Source organism: Streptomyces sp. Root1310 (genome assembly GCF_001426425.1).
Taxonomy (GTDB): domain Bacteria; phylum Actinomycetota; class Actinomycetes; order Streptomycetales; family Streptomycetaceae; genus Streptomyces.
Genome location: NZ_LMEQ01000034.1, coordinates 51519 through 72436 on the forward strand (window position 1 = coordinate 51519; position 20918 = coordinate 72436).

At 71.3% G+C, this 20918-nt stretch carries 14 protein-coding genes; 4 read left to right on the forward strand and 10 right to left on the reverse strand.

Annotated elements, in window-relative coordinates:
- Window positions 1-338 precede the first annotated feature (338 nt).
- Both ASD48_RS38540 and ASD48_RS44610 read left to right on the forward strand, forming a co-directional pair.
- Window positions 339-3617 (forward strand): glycoside hydrolase family 2, encoded by a 3279-nt coding sequence (locus tag ASD48_RS38540; RefSeq protein WP_057606566.1) that lies wholly within the window; start codon window positions 339-341, stop codon window positions 3615-3617.
- 283 nt (window positions 3618-3900) lie between these two features.
- On the forward strand, window positions 3901-4518 hold the full coding sequence (locus ASD48_RS44610; RefSeq protein ID WP_157880775.1) for a hypothetical protein: 618 nt from the start codon (window positions 3901-3903) through the stop codon (window positions 4516-4518).
- Between the two features lie 117 nt (window positions 4519-4635).
- On the opposite strand, the gene ASD48_RS38550 is transcribed toward ASD48_RS44610, so the two are convergent.
- From ASD48_RS38550 to ASD48_RS38575, 6 genes are all read right to left on the reverse strand, one after another.
- Window positions 4636-6999: a glycoside hydrolase family 2 gene (locus ASD48_RS38550; protein WP_057606568.1), complete on the reverse strand. Its 2364-nt coding sequence runs from the start codon at window positions 6997-6999 to the stop codon at window positions 4636-4638.
- A gap of 238 nt (window positions 7000-7237) precedes the next feature.
- On the reverse strand, window positions 7238-8245 hold the full coding sequence (locus ASD48_RS38555) for an ABC transporter permease (protein ID WP_057606777.1): 1008 nt from the start codon (window positions 8243-8245) through the stop codon (window positions 7238-7240).
- Window positions 8246-8268: 23 nt separating this feature from the next.
- Window positions 8269-9231: an ABC transporter permease gene (locus tag ASD48_RS38560; RefSeq protein WP_057606569.1), complete on the reverse strand. Its 963-nt coding sequence runs from the start codon at window positions 9229-9231 to the stop codon at window positions 8269-8271.
- On the reverse strand, window positions 9224-10783 hold the full coding sequence (locus tag ASD48_RS38565; protein ID WP_057606570.1) for a sugar ABC transporter ATP-binding protein: 1560 nt from the start codon (window positions 10781-10783) through the stop codon (window positions 9224-9226). The genes ASD48_RS38560 and ASD48_RS38565 overlap by 8 nt, the downstream gene beginning before the upstream one ends.
- 153 nt (window positions 10784-10936) lie before the next feature.
- Window positions 10937-12031 (reverse strand): ABC transporter substrate-binding protein, encoded by a 1095-nt coding sequence (locus tag ASD48_RS38570; RefSeq protein WP_057606571.1) that lies wholly within the window; start codon window positions 12029-12031, stop codon window positions 10937-10939.
- Between the two features lie 582 nt (window positions 12032-12613).
- The gene (locus ASD48_RS38575) at window positions 12614-13648 is read right to left on the reverse strand and encodes a LacI family DNA-binding transcriptional regulator (RefSeq protein ID WP_057606572.1); all 1035 of its coding nucleotides are present in this window, start codon (window positions 13646-13648) and stop codon (window positions 12614-12616) included.
- A 574-nt stretch (window positions 13649-14222) separates the two neighbouring features.
- Here ASD48_RS38575 and ASD48_RS38580 point away from each other — a divergent pair.
- The gene (locus tag ASD48_RS38580) at window positions 14223-15050 is read left to right on the forward strand and encodes an alpha/beta hydrolase (protein WP_057606573.1); all 828 of its coding nucleotides are present in this window, start codon (window positions 14223-14225) and stop codon (window positions 15048-15050) included.
- A gap of 1 nt (window position 15051) precedes the next feature.
- Here the strand turns inward: ASD48_RS38580 and ASD48_RS38585 are convergent, their stop codons facing one another.
- The 4 genes from ASD48_RS38585 to ASD48_RS38600 all read right to left on the reverse strand — a co-directional run bounded on the left by ASD48_RS38585 (window position 15052) and on the right by ASD48_RS38600 (window position 18932).
- Window positions 15052-15525 (reverse strand): GNAT family N-acetyltransferase, encoded by a 474-nt coding sequence (locus tag ASD48_RS38585; RefSeq protein WP_079074241.1) that lies wholly within the window; start codon window positions 15523-15525, stop codon window positions 15052-15054.
- A gap of 81 nt (window positions 15526-15606) precedes the next feature.
- On the reverse strand, window positions 15607-16278 hold the full coding sequence (locus tag ASD48_RS38590) for a hypothetical protein (protein ID WP_057606574.1): 672 nt from the start codon (window positions 16276-16278) through the stop codon (window positions 15607-15609).
- A gap of 198 nt (window positions 16279-16476) precedes the next feature.
- Window positions 16477-17934: an amidase gene (locus tag ASD48_RS38595; RefSeq protein WP_057606575.1), complete on the reverse strand. Its 1458-nt coding sequence runs from the start codon at window positions 17932-17934 to the stop codon at window positions 16477-16479.
- Window positions 17935-18344: 410 nt separating this feature from the next.
- Complete coding sequence (locus ASD48_RS38600) at window positions 18345-18932, reverse strand: TetR/AcrR family transcriptional regulator (RefSeq protein ID WP_057606576.1); 588 nt, start codon at window positions 18930-18932, stop codon at window positions 18345-18347.
- Window positions 18933-19182: 250 nt separating this feature from the next.
- Between ASD48_RS38600 and ASD48_RS38605 the strand changes: the two genes are divergently transcribed.
- Complete coding sequence (locus tag ASD48_RS38605) at window positions 19183-20889, forward strand: CocE/NonD family hydrolase (protein ID WP_057606577.1); 1707 nt, start codon at window positions 19183-19185, stop codon at window positions 20887-20889.
- The last annotated feature ends 29 nt before the right edge of the window (window positions 20890-20918 follow it).

A 20918-nucleotide genomic window follows, 5' to 3' on the forward strand; every position in this document is an offset into this window, starting at 1 on the left:
GTATCCCCCCGTCGGCCCCCGTCCGTCGGCCCCCGTCGGCCCCCGTCGGAGGCGACGAGCCTGGGGCGGGCCCGCCGCGCGCCCGCCCCGTCGAGGGCGACGGCTTCGCACCACCTTGACCGTGGCGCGTGGGGACGGCGGCGGACAGAGCGCTGCGTGAGGTCTGGACACTCCTCTGTGAGCGTGCTGTCATACCGCTGTCACAGAATTTCCAACGTTGAAAAGGTCGCTTGACCGAGCGTCCCGTCACCGGTGTGCGGTTGCCCTCCGCCGGCTTTCGGCCAGGAGCCCGCACTCCCGCCGGGCGTGGTCACGGCCTCTGTACGAGGAAGGGTTCGATGACACGAAACGCCACCCGCCGCCGAGCCAGAGTGTGGGCGCTGCTCGCCGCGGCGGCCCTGATCCTGCCCCCGAGCGGGCTGCTCCCCACCGCGGCGGCCGCGGAGCCGCCGACCGGCGCGTCGGCTCCCGCCGCCGAACAGGCCGCCGTCGAGACCCACGGCCTGAAGGGCGAGTACTTCACCATGTCGGCGCCCGGCGCCCGGGACTTCGACCGGCTCGGCGGCACCCTGCTCGACCCGCAGATCAACTTCTCCGGACTGACCGGCACCTTCCAGGAGCTGACCGGGCGGACCGAGCACACCACCGCGCGCTGGACGGGCCGGATCGAGGCACCGGTCACCGGTGACTACACCTTCTACGCCATCGGCGACAACGGATTCCGGCTCTATGTCGACGACCGGCCCGTCATCGACCACTGGGTGGGCGACTGGGACCGGGAGCAGACCAGCGCCGCCGTCCGGCTGACCGCCGGCGAGCAGCACGACTTCCGGCTGGAACTGTTCCAGGACACCGGTGGCGCCAACATGTACCTGCGCTGGTCCACCCCCGCCATGTCCAAGCAGATCGTGCCGATGTCCGCGTTCACCCCGCCGGCCGGCTTCGAGGTGTACCCGGTCGAGATGTCGGTCGCCGAGAACGGACGGCGGCTGCGCGCCCGGTTCGAGGGCAGGGTGGGCGGCCTCCAGGGCCTCAAGGACCATCTGAAGGTCGAGGCCGACACGACCGCCATGCCGATCAGGTCGGTGAAGGCCGTTCCCGGCGACCCCAGTTCCCTGTCCGTCGACCTCGCGGCGCCGATCCAGCGGAACCAACTGGTCAGGGCCTCCTACGACGGTGAGGGCGCGCTGACGGCCGGCGGCGAGAGCGTGCCGAAGGTCATCCGCTACGCCGACAACGCCTCCACCCACCGGCTCACCACCGAGTGGGGCGACGACCTCGACAGAAAGCACCCGCTCCCGGAGTACCCGCGACCCCAGCAGGTGCGGTCCCGGTGGAAGAACCTCAACGGCCCCTGGGAGTTCGGCGCGGCCGAGGCCGGAGAGGAGCCGGCCTTCGGCAAGAAGCTCGACGAGACGATCGTCGTGCCGTTCCCGGTCGAGTCCCAGCTGTCCGGTCTCGAGCGGCACGAGGACCACATGTTCTACCGCAGGCTCGTCGACGTGCCCGAGAGCTGGAAGGTCGGCAGGAGCAAGCGGTCCGACCGGCTCATGCTCAACTTCGGCGCCGTCGACTACCAGACCCGCGTCTACGTCAACGGCACGAAGGTCGCCGAACACACCGGCGGCTACAACGCCTTCAGCGCCGACATCACCGACGCGCTCAAGGGCACCGGCCCGCAGGAGATCGTCGTCGCCGTCACCGACACCGGAGGCGCCGACCAGCCCACGGGCAAGCAGTCGGCGAACCCGGGCGGCATCTTCTACACCCAGACGTCGGGCATCTGGCAGACCGTGTGGATGGAGCCCGTCGCGCCCGCCGCGATCGACGGCATCGTCACGACGCCCGACATCGACACCGGCGCCCTCGCGGTGACGGTGAACTCCGGGGACGCCTCCCCCGCCGCCCGCGTCGAGGCCGTCGCCCGCGACGCCCGCGGCAAGGTCGTCGGCAAGGTCACCGGACCGGCCGGCCGGGAGCTGCGCCTGCCGGTGGCGAAGCAGCACCTGTGGAGCCCCGACGACCCCTATCTCTACGACCTCGACGTCACGCTCACCGACGGCGGGTCCACCGACCGGGTCGGCAGCTACTTCGGCATGCGTGAGGTCGGCATCGAGAAGGTGGGTGGCTTCGACAAACTCGTCCTCAACGGCAAGCCGGTCTTCTCCCTCGCCACCCTCGACCAGGGATTCTGGCCCGACGGCCTCTACACCGCGCCCAGCGACGAAGCCCTCGCCTTCGACCTCGAGGCGCACAAGAAACTCGGCTTCAACGCCGTCCGCAAGCACATCAAGGTCGAGCCGCAGCGCTGGTTCTACCACGCGGACCGGCTCGGCCTGCTGGTCTGGCAGGACTTCGTCTCCGGGAACCTCACGAACGCCACCGGCCAGAAGGCCTTCGTCGACCAGGGCAAGGAGATCGTGCGCCAGCACCACAACTCGCCCTCCGTCATCGGCTGGATCGTCTTCAACGAGGGCTGGGGCGAGTGGAACCGCGAGGAGACCGGCCGCATCGCCGAGTCCGTCCGGGCCGCCGACCCGTCCCGCGTCGTCAATGCCCACAGCGGCGTCAACTGCTGCAACTCCAAGGGGGATTCGGGCAAGGGCGACATCGTCGACCACCACGACTACAACAACACCGACCCCGCCTTTCCCGAAGGCGACGGCCGGGCGGCCATGGACGGTGAGCACGGCGGCTTCGTCCTGCGCACGCCGGGCCACATGTGGCCGGGCGCCCCGACGGTGATCTACAGCGGTGTCGACACCAAGGAGGAGCTGACCCGCAGGTACGTCGAGAACACCGGGCGGTTCTATGTCGAGCAGGCCGGCGCCGAACTGTCGGGTTCGGTGTACACGCAGATCACCGACCTGGAGAACGAGCTGAACGGCCTGTTCACCTACGACCGCCGTGAGATCAAGGTCGATCCCGACCAGGTGCGGAAGATCAACCGCGAGGTGATCGCCGCCGGCGCCGCAGCGGGCCGAGCGGTCCCGCCGAAGGGCGGCGGGCGCTGGAGCCTCGACGAGGGCGCCGGCACCACAGCGCGGGACGAGGGCCCGAACGCCAGGTCTCTCACCCTCCGCGAGGGTGCCTCCTGGACCCCCGGCGTCAGCGGCAGCGCCCTGAAGTTCGACGGTCGGAAGCAGTACGCCGAGACCGCGGGACCGGTGCTCGACACCGCCGGCAGCTACTCGGTGTCCGCCTGGGTCCGGCTCGACGCGATCCCCGGCAACTATGCCACCGCGGTCAGCCAGGACTCCCGCGCCACGGCCAACTCCTTCTACCTGCAGTACGGCCACGGCACGTTCGCCTTCAGCACGCCCGGCGAGCACCGCGCCCAGGTGTCCGTCGCCGCGGAGACGGGCCGCTGGTACCACCTGGTGGGCGTGCGGGACGCCACGAGCAACCAGATCCGGCTGTACGTCGACGGAAGGCTCGCGGCGACGGCCACCGGCGGCTCCGCACTTCCGAGCACCGGTCCGCTGACCGTGGGGCGCGCCCACTGGGACGGCGCGGACGTCGACTTCTGGAACGGCGCGGTCGACGAGGTGCACGCCGTCGACCGGGCGCTCGACGCCGAGGAGGTGAGCGGCCTCTACGCGGAGGAGAAGCCCTGAGGCACCGCGTTCGACGGACGGTGGCGGCCTTGCCTCTCACGGGGCGAGGCCGCGCCCGTGTTCGGCAGCGGCTCAGGGCTGCCGCGACGGCGCTCGGACGCGCCGCCCGCGCTTGCCCCGCGCGCTTTCGCACGCCCCACCGATATACGTAGTTCCTTCTCACCGACCCGATGTTTTCGACATTGCCGATTTTCGGTGCGCTCGCGTGCTGCACCATGTGGAACATTCCGGATTTCACCCGCGCGACCTCTTGCGTCCGCGGGTGAAAGCGAATGGGGGACGAATGTTTCAAGGGAATCGGAAGTTCATCCGCGGACTGGTCACGGCGGCGTCGCTGGGTCTGCTGAGCCTGTCGGTCGGCACCCCGTCGGCCTCGGCAGCGGCATCGACCACCCAGGTGGCCTGCTCCGACTACACGAACAGCAAGGTCTGGCAGACGAGCGCGCAGTGGTCCCGGGTCTCCGAAAGGGTCTGCCTGGAATGGACGGCGGCCTCGGCGGACGGCTCGCGGCTGGTGCGCGGCCGGTGGCAATTCCGCGTCGACTGGCCGACCGACTGCTCCTTGAGTGTCGGACTCCCGCCGGCCGGTGGAATTTCCTGCCCGGCCGGGCGCGCGGTGAAAAACCCGAGCATGACATTCAAGAACGTGATCATCGACGGCGGCTGGCGGGCCGGTTCGGGCCCGACCTCGACCGGCCGCTGCTCCAGCCGGAACTGGTACTCCAGCCGCATGCAGCAGTCGACGTACGTGCGCACCTGTAACGGCCCCTGGATGCGGGGCTCCCGGGGCAGCTCCTTCACCATCTCCATGTCGGCCCAGGGGGACGTGGCCGACGACGGCGACGGCCAGAAGCTCCTCGGCAACTGGATCCGCCAGTCGTGGACCTTCCCGTCACGCTGAGGATCAGTAGGTCCCCGGCGCCAGAGAGCGGTCCCGGTGGCCGGGGGAAGGTCTCCCCCGGCCACCGGGACCGCTGCCGTCGCCGGCCGGGCCGGGCCGGGCCGGGCCGGACCCGGGTCACGGTGCCCAGGGCGCCTCCACGGACCATGTCGTGTCCTCGGTGAACAGGGCGGGGTTGTCCCATGTATGTGTGCCGCCCGGCGTGGCCAGCCACAACTCGGCGTTGTAGTGGCGCAGATACTGCTCCGGGAAGTTGTACGCGGACAGCCGCACGGCGCCGTTCGCGCCGCGGGCGGGGCAGAAGGTGGCGTCGGCGCGGAACAGGTCGGTGCTGCCGGACTCCTTGTAGACGCGGTACTCGCGGTGCCTCAGGTACTGGCCGGGGTAGTTGCGCGACTCGAAGCTGTAGCAGCCGCTGTCGGCCAGGCCCGGGACGATCCTCCAGGTGGCGTCGTTCTTCAGCAGCGCGTCGCTGCCTGCCGTGACGACCTCCGTGAAGCCCGCGCCGTCCCTGTGGCGCAGGTACCGGTCGGTGTGGCCGGGTGTCGTCACCCGCAGCGACCTGTACTGGTCGACGGGAAGCGTGACCGGGGTGGTCGAGGCCTGGGAGGCGTCGATGAGCGCGCGGTTGGCGGCCCTGACCCGGGCCTCGTCGACCTTGACGACCTGGCGGTCGTAGGTGAGCAGGCCGTTGGCCTCGTTCTCGACGTCGGTGATCTCGGTGTAGACCGACGCCGACAGGCCGCGCGGCATGCGCACTTCGCGGATCGCGTCCAGCAGGCCGACGAACCGGTTGTTCAGGTGCGCCAGGTCGGGCTGGTCCTCGTAGCTGAAGCCGCCGCCGGGGAACCACTCGTGTCCGGCGACCTTGAACCCGAGCCCGCCGAACTCGCCGAGCACGGCGGCACGGGTGGCACTGGGCACGGTGGTGCCGGGGCCGACGTAGACGTGGTGGTCCACGACGTCGCCGTTGCCGCCGTCGACCGAGCCGCAGCAGTTGACGCCGCTCATGTTGTTCACCAGGCGCGTCGGGTCGTACGCCTTGACCCTGTCGGCGATGCGGGCCTGGTCGTACTGGCCCCAGCCCTCGTTCTGGTCGACCCACATCACCAGGGAGGGCGAGCTGCGGTGCTGGTCGATGACGCGGTCGTACTCGGCCTCCCACTGGGCGCGCGCCGCGGTGTCGGGGGTGCGCAGGTCCATGGCCGGCATGTCCTGCCAGACGAGCAGGCCGAGCCGGTCGGCCCAGTAGAACCAGCGCTGCGGTTCGACCTTGATGTGCTTGCGGACCATGTTGAAGCCCAGGTCCTTGTGCTTCTGGAGGTCGTACCGCAGGGCCGCGTCGGTGGGCGCGGTGTAGATGCCGTCCGGCCAGTAGCCTTGGTCGAGGGTGCCGGTCTGGAAGACGAACTTCCCGTTCAGGAGCGGGCGTTGCATGCCTCCCACACGGGCCAGGCCGATGGTGCGCATGCCGGTGTAGCTGCCGACGGAGTCGACGGTCGTGGTGCCGGCGAGCAGGTCGGCCCTGACCTCGTAGAGGAACGGGTCGTCGGGGCTCCACAGGTGCGGGTTCGGCACGGGCACGGTGAACTCGGAGCCGACGGCGCCGGTGGCGGTGCCCACGGTGGTGCCGCCGGTGGAGACCGTGACGCGGGCCTGGTGGCCGCTGGTCCCGGTGCCCCGGACGGTCACCTTGAGGCGGCCGTTCGCCGGGTCCGGAACCAGGTCGAGGCGGCTGACGTACGCGGGCGCGGTCGGCTCCAGCCACACCGTCTGCCAGAGGCCGGACGCGGCGGTGTAGAAGATGCCGCCCCCGGCGTGCGGGGCGACGTCGTTGATGCGCTGCTTGCCGACCGCCTGGGAGCCGGTCTGGGTGGGGTCCCAGACGGAGACGACGAGGGTGTTGGTGCCGCCGCCGTTCAGCAGGTCGGTGATGTCGTAGGAGAAGGCGTCGTAGCCGCCGCTGTGGGCGGCTCCGGCCTGACGGTCGTTGACCCAGACCGTGGTGCGCCAGTCACCGGCGCCGAAGTTGAGCTGGACCCGTCGGCCGTTCCAGTTCGGCGGGACCGTGAAGGTGCGCTTGTACCAGAGCTTGTCGTTCTGGGTGATCTTGCGCTGGATGCCGGAGAGCGCGGACTCCGCGACGAACGGAACCCGGATCTGCTCGGTGAACGAGGCTGGCCGGCCCGCGTCCGCCGAGGTGACCGCGAAGTCCCAGATGCCGTTGAGGTTGGCCCAGTCCGGGCGGGTCAGCTGCGGGCGGGGATATTCGGGCAGGGGCGTGTCGGTGGGGACCTGGTTCGTCCACGGGGTGGTCATCGGCGACGGCTTGGGTGTCCACGCCTGTGCGGCCGCCGGGGCGGCGGTGGCGGTCAGTGCCGTGCCGCCGATCAGGGTGAGCGCGGCGAGCACGGTGGTGACCCACCGCGCTCGCCGTCCCCTTCGGGCGAACGGCCTTCGGCCTGCGGGTACTCGACGCATCGTGCCTCCTTGACTCGTGGGGTGGGGAGACGTGCGCGTGCGGAAGGCGGCCGGGGGGAGGCCCGGCCGCCTGGCACCGGACGCGGTGCCGGGGCGGGGGCCGGCGGGGGCCGGCTGGCCTCCGCCGGCGTCCGGGGCCTGCTCGGGGCCTGCTCCGGGACTGCCAGGTGTTCGCCCGGGCTTGTGCAGGCTTGGGCGGGCTTGGGCGGGGCGTGCTCCGGGCCGGTCCGGGGCCGGTTCACATGAGTTGTCGGCGACGGCCCAGCCAGGTCTGGGCGATGACGACCACCGCCAGGAAGCCACCGCTGACGACCTGCTGGTAGGAGGAGTCGAGCGAGCCGATCTGGTTGATGACGTTCTGGATCACCTTCAGCAGCAGAACCCCGACCAGCGAGCCGCTGACATATCCGAGCCCTCCGCTCAGCAGGGTGCCGCCGATGACGACGGCGGAGATGGCCTCCAGTTCCATGCCGCCGCCCAGAATGGTCACGCCGGAGGCGAGCCAGGCGGCGTTGAGGGCGCCCGCCAGTCCGGCGAGCAGTCCCGACAGGGCGTAGACGAGGATCTTGGTGCGGGCCACCGGCGCGCCCATCAGGGCGGCGGCGTCCTCGTTGCCGCCGACCGCGTAGACGTGCTGCCCGAACCGGGTCCGGCGCAGGACGACGGCTCCGGCGACGAACAGGGCCAGCGTGATCCACACCGGGTTGGCGAGGCCGAGGGTGCTGCCCTGGCCGAGCTCGGCGAGGAAGGAACCCTTGGCGATCAGGTAGGTGTCGGCGCCCTCGTCGGTGAGCGCCAGCATCAGCCCGCGCGCGCCGAGCATGGCCGCGAGCGTGACGATGAAGGGCGCGAGGCGGGAGCGGGCGACCAGCAGGCCGTTGACGACGCCGATCAGCCCGCAGACGGTGAGCGGCAGCAGCAGCGCCACCAGCGTGCCGTGCCGCGACCCCCAGGCCGCCAGCACGCCGCCGAGGGCGAACAGGGAGCCGACGGACAGGTCGATCCCGCCGGTGATGATGACGAAGGTCATGCCGAGCGCGACGATCGCCAGGAAGGCCGAACCGGTCGCCATGTTGCTGATGTTGTCGCCGGTGGCGAAGGAGTCGAAGGAGAACGACGCCACCAGGGAGACGATGAGCAGGACGGCCAGCGCTCCGTGCTGCTGGACCAGGGCGCTCAGCCGTTCGGAGCGCGCGGAGCCCACCGGACGGGCGTCCTTCGGCGGTTCGATACCGGCAGTGGTCACGGGTACGTCCGTGTTCGTGGTGGTCAACGCTTCCCCCGTCCCCGCGCCGCGTAGACCGCGGCGATGATCACGATGGCCTGGGCGATCTGGGTCCAGGAGGGCGGCAGGTCGTGCTTGATGAGGGTGGCGGTGAGGAGCTGGATGAGGACGGCTCCCGCCACGGTGCCGCCGATGTTGACCCGGCCGCCGGTCAGCGGGGTCCCGCCGACGACGACCGCGGTGATCGCGGACAGCTCCATCAGGTTGCCCAGCGAGGTGGGGTCGCTGGCCTGGAGGCGGGCGGTGGCCAGTACGCCCGCGACCGCCGCGAGGAGCGCGCAGACGACGTACACGATGATCAGCACGCGGCGTACGGGCAGGCCTGCGAGCTGGGCGGCGGGGCGGCTGTCGCCGATGGCGAGGAGCCGGCGTCCGAAGGTGGTGCGGCGCACGACGAAGGCCACCAGCAGCGCCAGGACCGCGGCGATGAGGATCAGGTACGGGACACCGAGGACGTCCCCGGAGCCCAGGGAGGCGAGCGAGGGGTTGCGCACGTCCTTGAGCTGCGGCAGCAGCACCAGGGCGAGTCCGCGACCGCCGACCATGAGCGCCAGCGTGGCGACGATCGGCTGCACTCCGACGAACGCGACCAGCGCGCCGTTGGCCAGCCCGACCCCCGCGGCGAACAGCGCGACCACCAGCAGCGCGGGCAGCAGCCCGTAGCCGAGGTAGAGAGCGGTCACCGAGGCCGCCAGTGCCATCACGGCGCCCACCGACAGGTCGACGCCCTCGGTGCCGATGACCAGGGCCATGCCGAGGGCGACGATGATGACGGGGGCGACCTGGACGGCCTGGGTGCGGAAGTTCTCCGCGGTCAGGAAGTGCGGGGTGATGACGGTGTTGACGACGAGCAGCGCCGCCACACCGGCGTAGACACCGTAGGTCTGGAGCCACTGCACGAGGCGGGTCCTGTCCAGCGGGGCGGTGCGCAGGGCGGCTTCAGCCATCGACGGCCGCCTCCTCGCCCGCGTCCCGCGCGGTGCCGCTCCCGGCGATGCTCCGCATGAGTTCGTCCTCCGTGACGTCGTCGCCGGTCAGCTCGCCGACGACGGCGCCGTCCTTCAGTACGACCACGCGGTCGGACCCTTCGACGAGTTCCTCCAGGTCGGAGGAGATGAGCAGGACGCCCAGGCCGTCGGCGGCCAGTTCGTCGACGAGTTTCTGCACCTCGGCCTTGGCGCCGACATCGATGCCGCGGGTCGGCTCGTCGAGCAGCAGCACCCTGGGGTTCATCGCGAGCCAGCGGGCGAGCAGCACCTTCTGCTGGTTCCCGCCGGAGAGTTCGCCCACCTTCTGATGCGGTGAGGACGCCTTGATGCGCAGCCGCTCGACGAAGGTGTCGACGACGCTGTCGACGCGGGCCTCGGAGACCAGCCCGAAGCGGGAGAGCCGGGGCAGCACGGCGAGTGCGATGTTCTCCCGCACGGACAGGCCGGGGACGATGCCCTCGCTCTTGCGGTCCTCGGGCAGCAGGCTGATCCCCGCGCGGATGGCCGCCGCGGTCGAGCCGGCGCGCAGCGGCACCCCGGCCACCGTGACGCCGCCCGAGCGTGCGGGCAGGGCTCCGGCGATGGTCTTCGCGGTCTCGGTACGTCCGGAGCCGAGCAGTCCGCCGAGGCCGACGACCTCGCCGGGGCGGATGCCGAGGGAGACGCCGTGCAGCTTGTGCGGCACCGTCAGGTCCGAGGCGGTGAGCACCGGTTCGGCGTCGGCGCTGCCGTGGCCGCCGGTGAACTTGGTGAGGCCCTCCGCGCGGACCTCCCCCAGGTCCCGGCCGAGCATCGTCGACACCAGGGAGAGGCGGTCCAGATCGGCGAGCCGGCCGTGGTGCACCCGCCGGCCGTCGCGCAGCACGGTGACGGTGCTGCACACGGCGTACAGCTCGTCCAGGCGGTGGCTGACGTAGACGACCGCGATGCCCGCGTCCCGCAGGTTCCGGATCACCGAGAACAGGGTCTCGACCTCACGCGGTTCGAGGGAGGACGTCGGCTCGTCCATGACGACGACCCGCGCATCGGTGGCGACCGCCCGCGCCAGGGCGACCATCTGCTGGGCGCCGACCCCGAGGGTGCGCAGCGGCCTGCGGACGTCCACCCGCACCCCGTAGGTGCTCAGGGTCCGTTCGGCCTCGCGGTTCATGCGGCCCATGTCCAGCACGCCGAACCGGTTGCGCGGCTCGCGCCCCAGGAACAGGTTGCGCGCGACGCTGAGCAGCGGGATCAGGTTGACCTCTTGGTAGATGGTCGAGATCCCGGCCTTCTGGGCCTCCAGCGGGGTGGCGAAGGAGACCTTGCGGCCCTGGAGGACGATCTCGCCGGCGTCGGGCCGGTACACGCCGGTGAGGAGCTTGATGAGGGTCGACTTGCCGGCGCCGTTCTCGCCGATCAGGGCGTGGACCTCACCGGCGTGCAGGGTCAGGTCCACGTCGTCCAGGGCCCGGACGCCGGGGAAGGTCTTGCTCAGTCCGCGGACGGCGAGCACTTCGCCGGGGGGTGCCACCTGCGCCTCCAGGATGCGATGCGGTGCGGTGTCGTACGGTGCGATGCGGGTCGTGCGATGCGGTGCGGTGCGGTGTCGTACGGTGCGGGCCGGTGCAAGAGTGACGGAGAGCGGGAGGGCCCGCGGTGGGTGGAGCGGGCCCCCGACGGGTGATCAGTAGGCCTTGCCGATGCCCGACTTGGCGTTGTCCGCGGTGTAGGCGCCGTCCTCGATGACGATGTCCTGGGCGACGCTCTCACCCTTGGTGAAGGTGTCCAGCGTCTGGAAGGCCAGCGGTCCGAAGCGCGGATTGGACTCGACGACCCCGCTGATCCAGCCGTCCACGATGCCCTGCACGGCGTTGCGGGTGCCGTCCACGGTGACGATCTCGACGGCGCCCGCCTTCTTGCCCGCGCCCTTCAGCGCGGCCACCGCGCCCAGACCCATCTCGTCGTTCTCGGCGTAGATCCCCTTGATGCCGGGCTTCGACTGGATGAGCTGCTCGGTGACCTGCTGACCCTTCTCGCGGGCGAAGTCGCCGGTCTGCTCGAAGACCACCTTCAGGTCCGGCGCCTTCTCGGCGATCCGGTCCTTGAAGCCCTTGGTGCGCTCGGTGGTGACGTTGTTGCCCGCCGAGCCGAGGAGGATCGCGACCTCGCCCTTGCCGCCGGTCGCCTCGATCATCTGGTCGGCGGCGCGCCGCCCCTGCTCGACGAAGTCGGAGGCGATGAACGAGACGTAGTCCTTGCAGGCCGTGGCATTGATCTTGCGGTCGATCGTGACGATGGGGACCTTCTTGGCCGCGGCGGCCTGGAGCACCGGATCCCAGCCGTCGGAGTTGAGCGGGGCGATGACCAGCAGGTCGGCGCCCTTCGCCAACAGGTCCTGGACGTCGCTGATCTGCTTGGAGAACTGCGACTGGGCGTTGGCCGTCAGCAGCTTGACGCCCCGCTTCTTCGCCTCGTCCTTGATGGACTGCGTCTCGGCGATGCGGAACGGGTTCGCCTCCTTCTCCGACTGGGAGAAGCCGACGGTGGCGTTCGCGAGGTCGAGTTTCTTGCCGCCGTACGCGTCGACGGTGCAGGTCTTGCCGCCCGCCGCGGGCGTGGCGACCTTCTGCGCGGCGTCGGCGGCGGCCGAGGACTTGGTGTCGCTCGAGGTGTCGTCCTCCGACTTCGCGCAGGAGGTGGCGGTCAACGCCACCGCCGCGGCCAGGGAGACGACCACGGGACGGGCGAGGAGACGACGACGGTGAGTGGTGCGCTGCATGGTGACCCCGATCCGGGCGACGCGGAAAGAACACTGGGGAGGTGGTGAGCGAGCAGAGGTCGAGCAAGGTCGAGCAGGTCGTGCCGTAGCCGAGCAGTAGCCGTGCCGAGAAAAGTGCTTCTCCCCTGGCGGGAAAGGTCGTTCGACCCGCCGCACAGAGGTTTTTACATCGTTGGAAGAGTGCTGTAAACCCCCTGTGCACGCACGGTGCGGGGCTCGGCGCGAGCGAATCGGCCGGCACCACCCGCCCCTGCGCTCCCATCTGCGACGGAGACGAACACGCCACGGCCAAGGATTTCCGGTACCTCCGCGGCCCCGCCGAGCGACCGCAACGTCCGCGAGGGCGCGCCGCCCGGGGCCGGGCCGCTCAGGAACGCACCCGCAAAGAGCAACGCCTCTTCAGCACGGCCGAGTCGGCGAATCGTTCGACCGCGGACATGGCAGAGCGCGTGACCGTCCGGTCAACCCGACCGGTTCAGCGCGCACTTGACCGGAGCGGCGAGACAGCCCCCATGCCCCCGTGCCCCGCAGGCCTTGTGGGGTTCTGGCGGAAGGCGACGCGCACGCGCGCCTCCCGGGAGGTCACCCGCCTCCGCCGCCGTTCCGCGCCGCCCGGCCCAGGGTGCTCTCCCGCTCCACGAGGCGATGGCCCGCCCGGACCCGGCGCGGCTCGGGCATCTCGTTGCCGCCGAGCCGCGCCAGCACCGACTCGACCGCGAGACGGCCGATGGCCTCCTTGTCCGGCGACACGGAGGTGAGGGTCACCGCGCCGAAGCGGCCCTCGACCACGTCGTCGAAGCCGACGACGGCGATGTCCTCGGGGACGCGCAGTCCCCGCTCGTGCAGGACACGCATCGCGCCGATGGCCATCGGATCGTTGTAGGCGAAGACCGCGTCGGGTCGCCGTCCGGAATCCAGGATGCGGCTCATGGCGGCGGCCCCGTCCGCGTGGCCCCATCCGTCGGTGGCGGCGACGAGCCCGTCGTCGGCCGGGAGGCCGGCCGCGGTCAGCTCCTCGCGCCAGCCGCGCACGCGCAGTTGCGCGGGCTCACTGCGGCCGCGCCGGGCACCGATGAACGCCACCTCCCGCCGCCCGAGCCCGTTCAGATGCCGGACGGCGGCGCGGGCGGCGGCGACGTTGTCGATGGCGATGTGGTCGTACGGCAGGTCGTAGTCGCGTTCGCCGAGCAGCACCAGCGGTACGTTCTCCGCCCGGTCGCGCAGGTCCTCGGTCTCGAGCTCGATCGGACTGAGGATGAGGCCGTCGATGACCCGCGCCCGAAAACCCTGGCTGACCAGGATCTCCTGCTCGCGGTGTCCCCCGGTGTGGTCGAGCAGCACGATGTAGTCGTGTGCGGCGGCGGCGTCGATGACGGCGGCCGCCAGCTCGGCGAAATAGGGGTTGCCGAGTTCGGGCAGGGCGAGCGCGATGATGCCCGTACGCCCTTTGCGCAGGTGCCGGGCGGCCAGGTTGGGCCGGTAGCCGAGCGCGTCGATGGACCGCTGGACACGCTCGCGCATGGCGGGCGTGACGTGCTGGTAGTTGTTGACCACGTTGGAGACGGTCTTGATGGAGACCCCCGCGTGCGCGGCGACGTCCTTGAGGCTGACCCGCACGGCATTCCCTTTCGCAGCGTCCCGACGGGATGACGGCCGGTCCGACGGGATGATGGCCGGTGCGGCTACGGGATCGTCACCGTGGGCGAGCGCCGAGCCCCCATACTTGACTTTTACAACGTTATACAGGCGTTCTCGCCACACTGACAAGGCAGGGGACGGACGGCCCCCGCACGGGGTGCGAGCGCCCGTCCGGCGGGCTGGACCACGGGATCCGGGACCGTGCCACACCACCGGAAGCAGTACCGCCCGTGAACGGGTCGGGAGCAGTGTCGTCCGTGAAAGGGTCACCGGTCTACCGCCGAGACGGGGAGGCGCGCGCCGCCGAAGGCTGCCGGTCAGCCCGTCCGCGGCGGCGGCTCCTGCCGCGCCCCGGCGGGCCCGGCCGACGCGCCGCGCACCGGCCCCTCGACTACAGTTTCCCCTGAGACGCGCTCCTACGGTCGCCGTTCGCCGCTGACCTGGCCGTCCCCCTGTGTGCGTCCCCCTGCTGGGCGCGGCACGGTTTTCGACCCGATTCGAGCATCGAACCCGCCCACCGCGGGGTTCCGGTAAGGCACGAGAGGGAAACGTCATGCCCTTTGCTTCCGCCAAGGACGGCACGAGCATCTTCTTCAAGGACTGGGGCTCGGGACAACCGGTCGTGTTCTCCCACGGCTGGCCGCTCACCGCCGACGCCTGGGATCCGCAACTGAAGCTGATGGCGGACAACGGATTCCGGGCCATCGCCCACGACCGGAGAGGCGGCGGCCGCTCAGGACAGAGCTGGGACGGCAACAACCTCGACACCTACGCCGACGATCTCGCCGCGGTCATCGAGGAACTCGACCTGCACGACGCGATTCTGGTGGGTCACTCCACCGGCGGCGGTGAAGTGACCCGCTACATCGGGCGACACGGTTCCAGCCGTGTCGCCAAGGCCGTCCTGGTCGGCGCCATCCCGCCGCTGATGCTGAAGACCGACGCGAATCCGGAGGGGCTGCCGATCGAGGTCTTCGACGAGATCCGTGCGGGCGTGACAGCGGACCGCTCCCAGTTCTACCGGGACCTCAGCGCGCCCTTCTTCGGCGCCAACCGCGACGATTCGACCGTCACCCAGGGAACGCGCGACGAGTTCTGGCTGTGGGGAATGACGGTGGGCATCAAGGGCGCCTACGACTGCATCAAGGCGTTCTCCGAGACGGACCTCACCGAGGACCTCAAGAAGATCGACGTCCCGACACTGATCGTGCACGGTGACGACGACCAGATCGTTCCCATCGTCGCTTCGGGCGACAAGAGCTCGCAGCTCGTCAAGGACGCGGTGTACAAGGTGTATCCCGGTGCGCCCCACGGGCTGTCCCTGGTTCCGAAGTTCGCCGAGAGGTTCAACGCGGACCTTCTCGAATTCGCGCGCGGCTGAGCTACGGCGCCGGGAAGGGCACGGCCGGATCCCGTTCGAAGACGGCCATGGTCCGGCCTTGGCCGTCGTAGTCGTCGACGATCTTCACCGCGAAGCCGAGACTGCGGTGGAACGCGATCGAGCCGGTGTTCGTGACCGACGTGATCGCCTTCAACCGCCGTGCGCCATGGCGGTGCGCCGCTTCGGCGAACGCCGCGTACAGACGGCGCCCGAGACCCGTACCACGGGCGTCGTCCCGCGTGGCGATCAGATGCACGTATCCGGTGCCCTCCGGCGTCACGAACCCGAAGACGTACCCGCGGATGCCGTCCTCGGCCCGGGCGACCAGGCAGGTGGAGCCGAACTCCTGCACCAGTGCCAGAAGGTGCAGCGCTCGAAGGTCGCGTTCGCCCCAGTATCGGGCGTGATCGGTCAGGACCTGGTGAAAGTCGGCCACGCCGGCCGGTGCGATCTGTATGGCCATGGTGACGATCATGGCAGGCGTCCGGGCGTCGATGCCGGTTGATGCCGGTTGATGCCGAACGCCCGCCCGGATCAGGTGCGTCGGGCTGCTCGCTCAACGTCCCGGCCGCCGGAAGTGGGCGTAGGGCGGGTACGGCTTGAAGCAGACCAACACCTCCGAGGGGTGCCCGCCGCCGGGTTCCTGGACCAGTGTCGGGAGAGTCGTCATCAGGGCCGAGCGGCCTTGGGTGACGCCCTTCTGGCGCGGGCCCCAACCCGCAGCGTGGGCAAGGGAGACGGAGGCCTCGGCGAACACCTCGCGGTCGCCGAACAGGAAGAACGTACGGGCGTGGGTGGCGTGCCGCAGCTCGTCCCGGGAGACGGCCCGGCCGCCGCGCTCCCGCCGTCCGGCGGCGTCCCTGGCCGTGCGTTCCTCGACGGTGCCGACGGTCAGCGGAGTGCCGTTGACCAGCTTGCGCCGCAGCTCGGGCCACTTGCTGGGACGCAGACCGAGTGTGTCGTGGACCAGGACGAGATCGACCGGCGTGCCGAAACCCTCGTCGGGCCGAAGGCTGTCGCGCAGGGGCACATGGACGATCGTGTGCCGGGAGTAGGCGGCGAAGGAGAACAGACCCGCGAGCCGGTTCAGCCCGTCATGGTCGCCGAGCAGCAGACCGATGGGCTCCGGGGCGCTCAGCGATGTGTGACGAAGGGGCTTCCCCGGCTGGACGACACGGTGTTCGTGCGGCCCGGTCCGGGGCCTGAACTGTTGCAGCCTCAGCCGCATACGGAGTACCTCATCGCCTCAGGATCGCGGGCGGTGCGGCTTCCGGGCAACGGAGATTCCGCCCGCGACGGGATCAGCGGGCGTCACCGCCGGTCGCGCATGCTTGCGCATGCCGCGCCGAGTGGGTCGGCGGTGAGGCGGGGTGTCGCCCCGCCACTGCGCTCGGTCCCGGAGCCGGGATGCCGGCGTGCCCTGCGGTCAGTCCCAGAGCCGTGGCACATCGGACCGGTCCTCGACGGCCTGTGCGGCGTCGAGGACGAGGTCCTCCTCGAAGCGGCCGCCGATCAACTGCACGCTGAACGGAAGGCCGTTCTCGACGTGCGCCGGCACGGTGACCGCGGGGAAGCCGAGGACGGGCACGGCGGTCATGGGCCACATGGCGGGGAACAGCTGCAGCGCGCGGTCCCGGTCCGTGATGTCGGCGTCCTGCTCGAAGGGGGGTTCGGCGCACACCGGAGTGAGCAGGATCCGGTCGCCGCCCAGGAGTTCCTGGAGCCGGGTGACGAGCGTCGCCCGCCGCGCCCATCCGTTGATGTAGGTCTCCAGGTCGGGCCGCTCGCCCCACAGTTCGGCGGCGGCCGCGAAGTGGCCTTCCAGCGCGGTGCGGATGTCGTCCCCGCCGAGCTGGTGGACCACGGGCAGCATCGGACGGATGTCCTCGGTGATCAGCAGCGCCCACAGCCGCGCGGCCTCGGCCAGCAGGGGCAGTTCGGCCACCTCGTCGACCGCGTGCCCGGCGTCGGCGAGGTGCGCGGCCGCCCGGTCGAGCGCGCGGTCGACGGCCGGGTGGTTCTTGACCGTGCCGTTGCCGCGAACGAGGCGCACCCGTGCGGGGCCCGCGGGCCGCGTCCGCGGGGGCACGGCCGGGACACCGGCGGAGTCGCGCAGGTCCGGTGTGGTCATGGCGTGCAGGGCGAGGCGCGCGTCCGCCACGGTCCGGGCCAGCGGGCCCTGCACCGCGCAGGAGTGCACGGTGGGCGGGAAGTCGAGCTGGACCGGCCCCGCGGGGGTGTCGGCATAGGCGGGCGGGGCCCAGTCGGAGATCCGGCCGACGGTGGGGCGTACCCCGACGACGCCGCAGCAGGCGGCCGGGAAGCGAATCGAGCCGCCGATGTCGTTGCCCTGGGCCAGCGGCGTCATTCCGGCGGCCAGGCTCGCGGCGGCCCCGCCGCTGGACCCGCCGGGGGTGCGTGCGGCGTCCCAGGGATTGAGGGTGCGTCCGTGCAGTTCGTTGGTGGAGAACCAGCGGAAGGAGAAGGCGGGTGAGTTGCTCCGGCCGAGCGGTACGGCGCCGGCGGCGCGCAGGGCGGTGACGCAGGCGGCGTCGCCCTCGGCGGGGCGGTGGGCGAGGGCGGGAACCCCGTTGCTGGTGGCGTGGCCCCGCTGCTCGGTGTTGATCTTGATGGAGACGGGCACGCCGTGCAGGGGCCCCAGCTCGGCGCCCGAGACGGTCCGTTCGTCCGCCCGGCGGGCCTCCGCCAGCGCCTCCTCGGGCCGCAGCTCCACCAGGGCGTTCAGTCGGGGGTTGGTCTCCTCGATGCGTTCCAGGCAGGAGCGCACCAGTTCGGTGGAGGAGATCTCACGAGCCCGGACGGCGGCGGCGAGTTCGGTCGCGGAAAGCTGCCACGGCTGGGTCGGGCGGGGAGAAGTCGCCATCGGATACCTCTTCGCTTGCGGGGGCCCTGCCCGGCGGCGGCACGGGCGGGCGTCGGTGGGTGAGGCCGGGGAGGAGACGGTCGGAGACGGGCGGAGCGGCAGGGAGGGGCGAACGGCACCCGGGCGGGTTCGTGCGGCGGGCCGGTCGCCGCCGGGACCGGGCGGAAGCACGGCCGCTCCCGCACCGCCGGGCGGGCGGAGACTCCGATCGCCCGGCCTGCGTCCACCGTCGCACCGGACGGAGCGGGGTGGCGCGCCGACCCTCACCGGTCACGGCGGGGCACAGGCACAGGTACAGGTACAGGTACAGGCGGAACGCCGACACCGACGCCGTCCGTCATAAAACAGCGTTTTATTTCGTGGCCAGCCTGCGCCCGGGCAACCTCGGGTGTCAAGCCCCGCCGTCGGTGTCAGTCCGCGGGCGGCGCGCCACGCAGCAGGGCGGCCACCGCGAGCAGGGCGCGCGCGGCGCGCTCCTCGGGCCAGCCCTCCGGATCCTCCAGCGTGCTGAGCCAGTACCCCCGGGTGAGCAGATGGAGGATGTCGCCGGCGAGTGCCGCGTCGGGCAGGCCGGCCTCGGCGGCCAGGGCGCTCAGCTCGTCGCGGTTGCGCCGGGAGGTGGCGCGCCGGACGTCCTCGACCGCCGGGCCGGCATCGGGCCCCTCGCTCGCGATCTCCATCAGGAGCCGGCGCAGGATCTCGTCGTCGGGCTCGGTGGTGCACATCCACTTCAGCGCGGCCTCCAGGCGGGCCTCGCCGGTCATACCGACGAGCGCGCCGTCCATCTGGGCGCCCCACTCCCGCTCCGCCCACCGCATGGCATTGATCATGAGAGCGGACCGGCTGGCCACATAGTTGGTCACCATGGCCGTCGAGCCGCCCAGCCGGGCGGCGACGGCCCGGATGGTGACGGAACGGACGCCCCGTTCCCGGGCCACGTGGAGGGTGGCGGCGGCGATCTCGTCGAGCCGTCGCGCCTCGTCTACCTCGATCGGCATGTCGCAGACCTTAACGCAGAGGGTTGACCCCGTTTACAAGGAGCTGCAATGTTGTCATACAACGCCGTTACACAACGGCGTTTCATCTCGGATTCCCGAGCCTGAATCACGGGCTCGCTCCCGGATCCGGGCTCGTATCCCGAGCCCCCGCCCGATCTCTGCGCCCGTCCACGAGCCCGTTTCCGAGCCCGTCCTCTGAGCCCGTCCTCTGAGCCCGTCTTTTCTGAGCCCGAACCCCGGAGAACACTCGATGAGCGTTCCTTTCGCCCGTACGGGAGCCGCTCCCGTCCCCGATCACGCCGTCCAGCACCTGGTGCGTATGCGGGACGGCACGCGTCTGGCCACGGACGTCTACCTGCCCGAGGGCGCCGCCGCCACGGACCGCGCCCTGCCCGCCGTACTGGTCCGCCTGCCGTACGACAAGAACAGCCGCTACGTCTACTTCGACAAGGTGGCCCGCCTCTTCGCCGCCCGCGGCTACGCGCTCGTGGTGCAGGACGTACGCGGCAAGTTCCGCTCCGGCGGCCGCACCCTGCCCTTCCTGCGCGAGCCCGACGACGGCTACGACACCATCGACTGGATCACCCACCAACCCTGGTCCGACGGCACGGTCGGCATGTTCGGCGACTCCTACTACGGCTTCACCCAGTGGGCCGCGGTGGCCTCCCAGCATCCCGCCCTGCGCGCCATCGTGCCGCGCGTGACCACGGTGGACTTCAACGCGACCACGGCCCTGGACCCGCGCGGCACGGACACCGGCGTCGGCCGGCCGGTGTGGGTGGAGGGCATCGAGTACTACGCCCACCACTGGGTGGACCGGGACGCCTACGAGTGGGAGCCCGACCGGCGCGTCCGCCCGGTCATCGACCAGTACGAGCGGGCCTTCGAGGCCATCGGGGCCCGCTCCGCCTGGTTCGACCTCCTCGCCCCGCGCCAGACCGACGTCCTGCACGCCCTCGGCAGGCACCCGTTCGACTCCCGGCCGGTGCCCGTCCTGCACTGTGTCGGCTGGTACGACAACATCGGCATCCCGCACATGAACGACTACCTCGCACTCGCCGCCCGGCCGGGCTGGGACGCCGTCCAGTACCTGTGGGCCGGTGCCGTCGACCACGAGAACTACCGCCTCGACCACGCACCCGTCACCGAGGACACCGACCACGCCGCCAGCGACGCGGCCCTCGACCGGCTGCTGCCCGAATACGTCGGCCCGGCGCTGGACTTCTTCGACGTCTTCCTCAAGGGAAGCCGCCCGGTGACCGCCCTGGCCAAGGTGACCTGGGAACTGGGGCACGCCGGCTGGCGCACGGCGACCGCCTGGCCCCCCGCGGACAGCACGGAGCGCACCTTCTGGCTCGCCGGTCGGGCCACGGCGGCCGGGCCCCTGCCGGGCGGCGCGCTCCTCGGCGCCCCCGTCGTGGACGAGGACCGCACGCGGTGGGCCTACGACCCGGACAACCTCGTCCCGTCCCTGGTCCCCGACTCCTTCTCCTACCTCCGCGACCACCCCGACGCCGGCCCGCTCGCCGCCCGCGACGACGTCCTCGCCTTCACCGGACCGGTCCTGGCCGACCCGCTCGACCTCGCCGGGCCGGTGAGCCTGGACCTTCACCTCGCCGGTACGGCCCCGGTGTTCGACGTCTTCGCCAAGGTGCTGGACCTCGCCCCCGACGGCACGGCACGGCTCGTCGTGCGCGGCCAGGTCTCCGTCCGGGGCGACGGCACCTCCCGCGAGGTACGCGTCGAGTGCGGTCACACCGGCTACCGGCTGCGCGCCGGCCACCGGCTGGGGCTGCTCCTGGCGAGCAGCGACTACCCCATGTACCTGCCGTGCTCGGGCAGCGAGGAGAACCCCTGGACGACCCTCGTCCCCAAGCCGAGCACGCAGACCCTGGCCACCGGCGGCGCCACCCCGTCCCGGCTGACCGTCACCGTCCTCACCCCGCCCGTCGGCTGACCCACCCGCACCGCGCGGGCCCCCGAGCG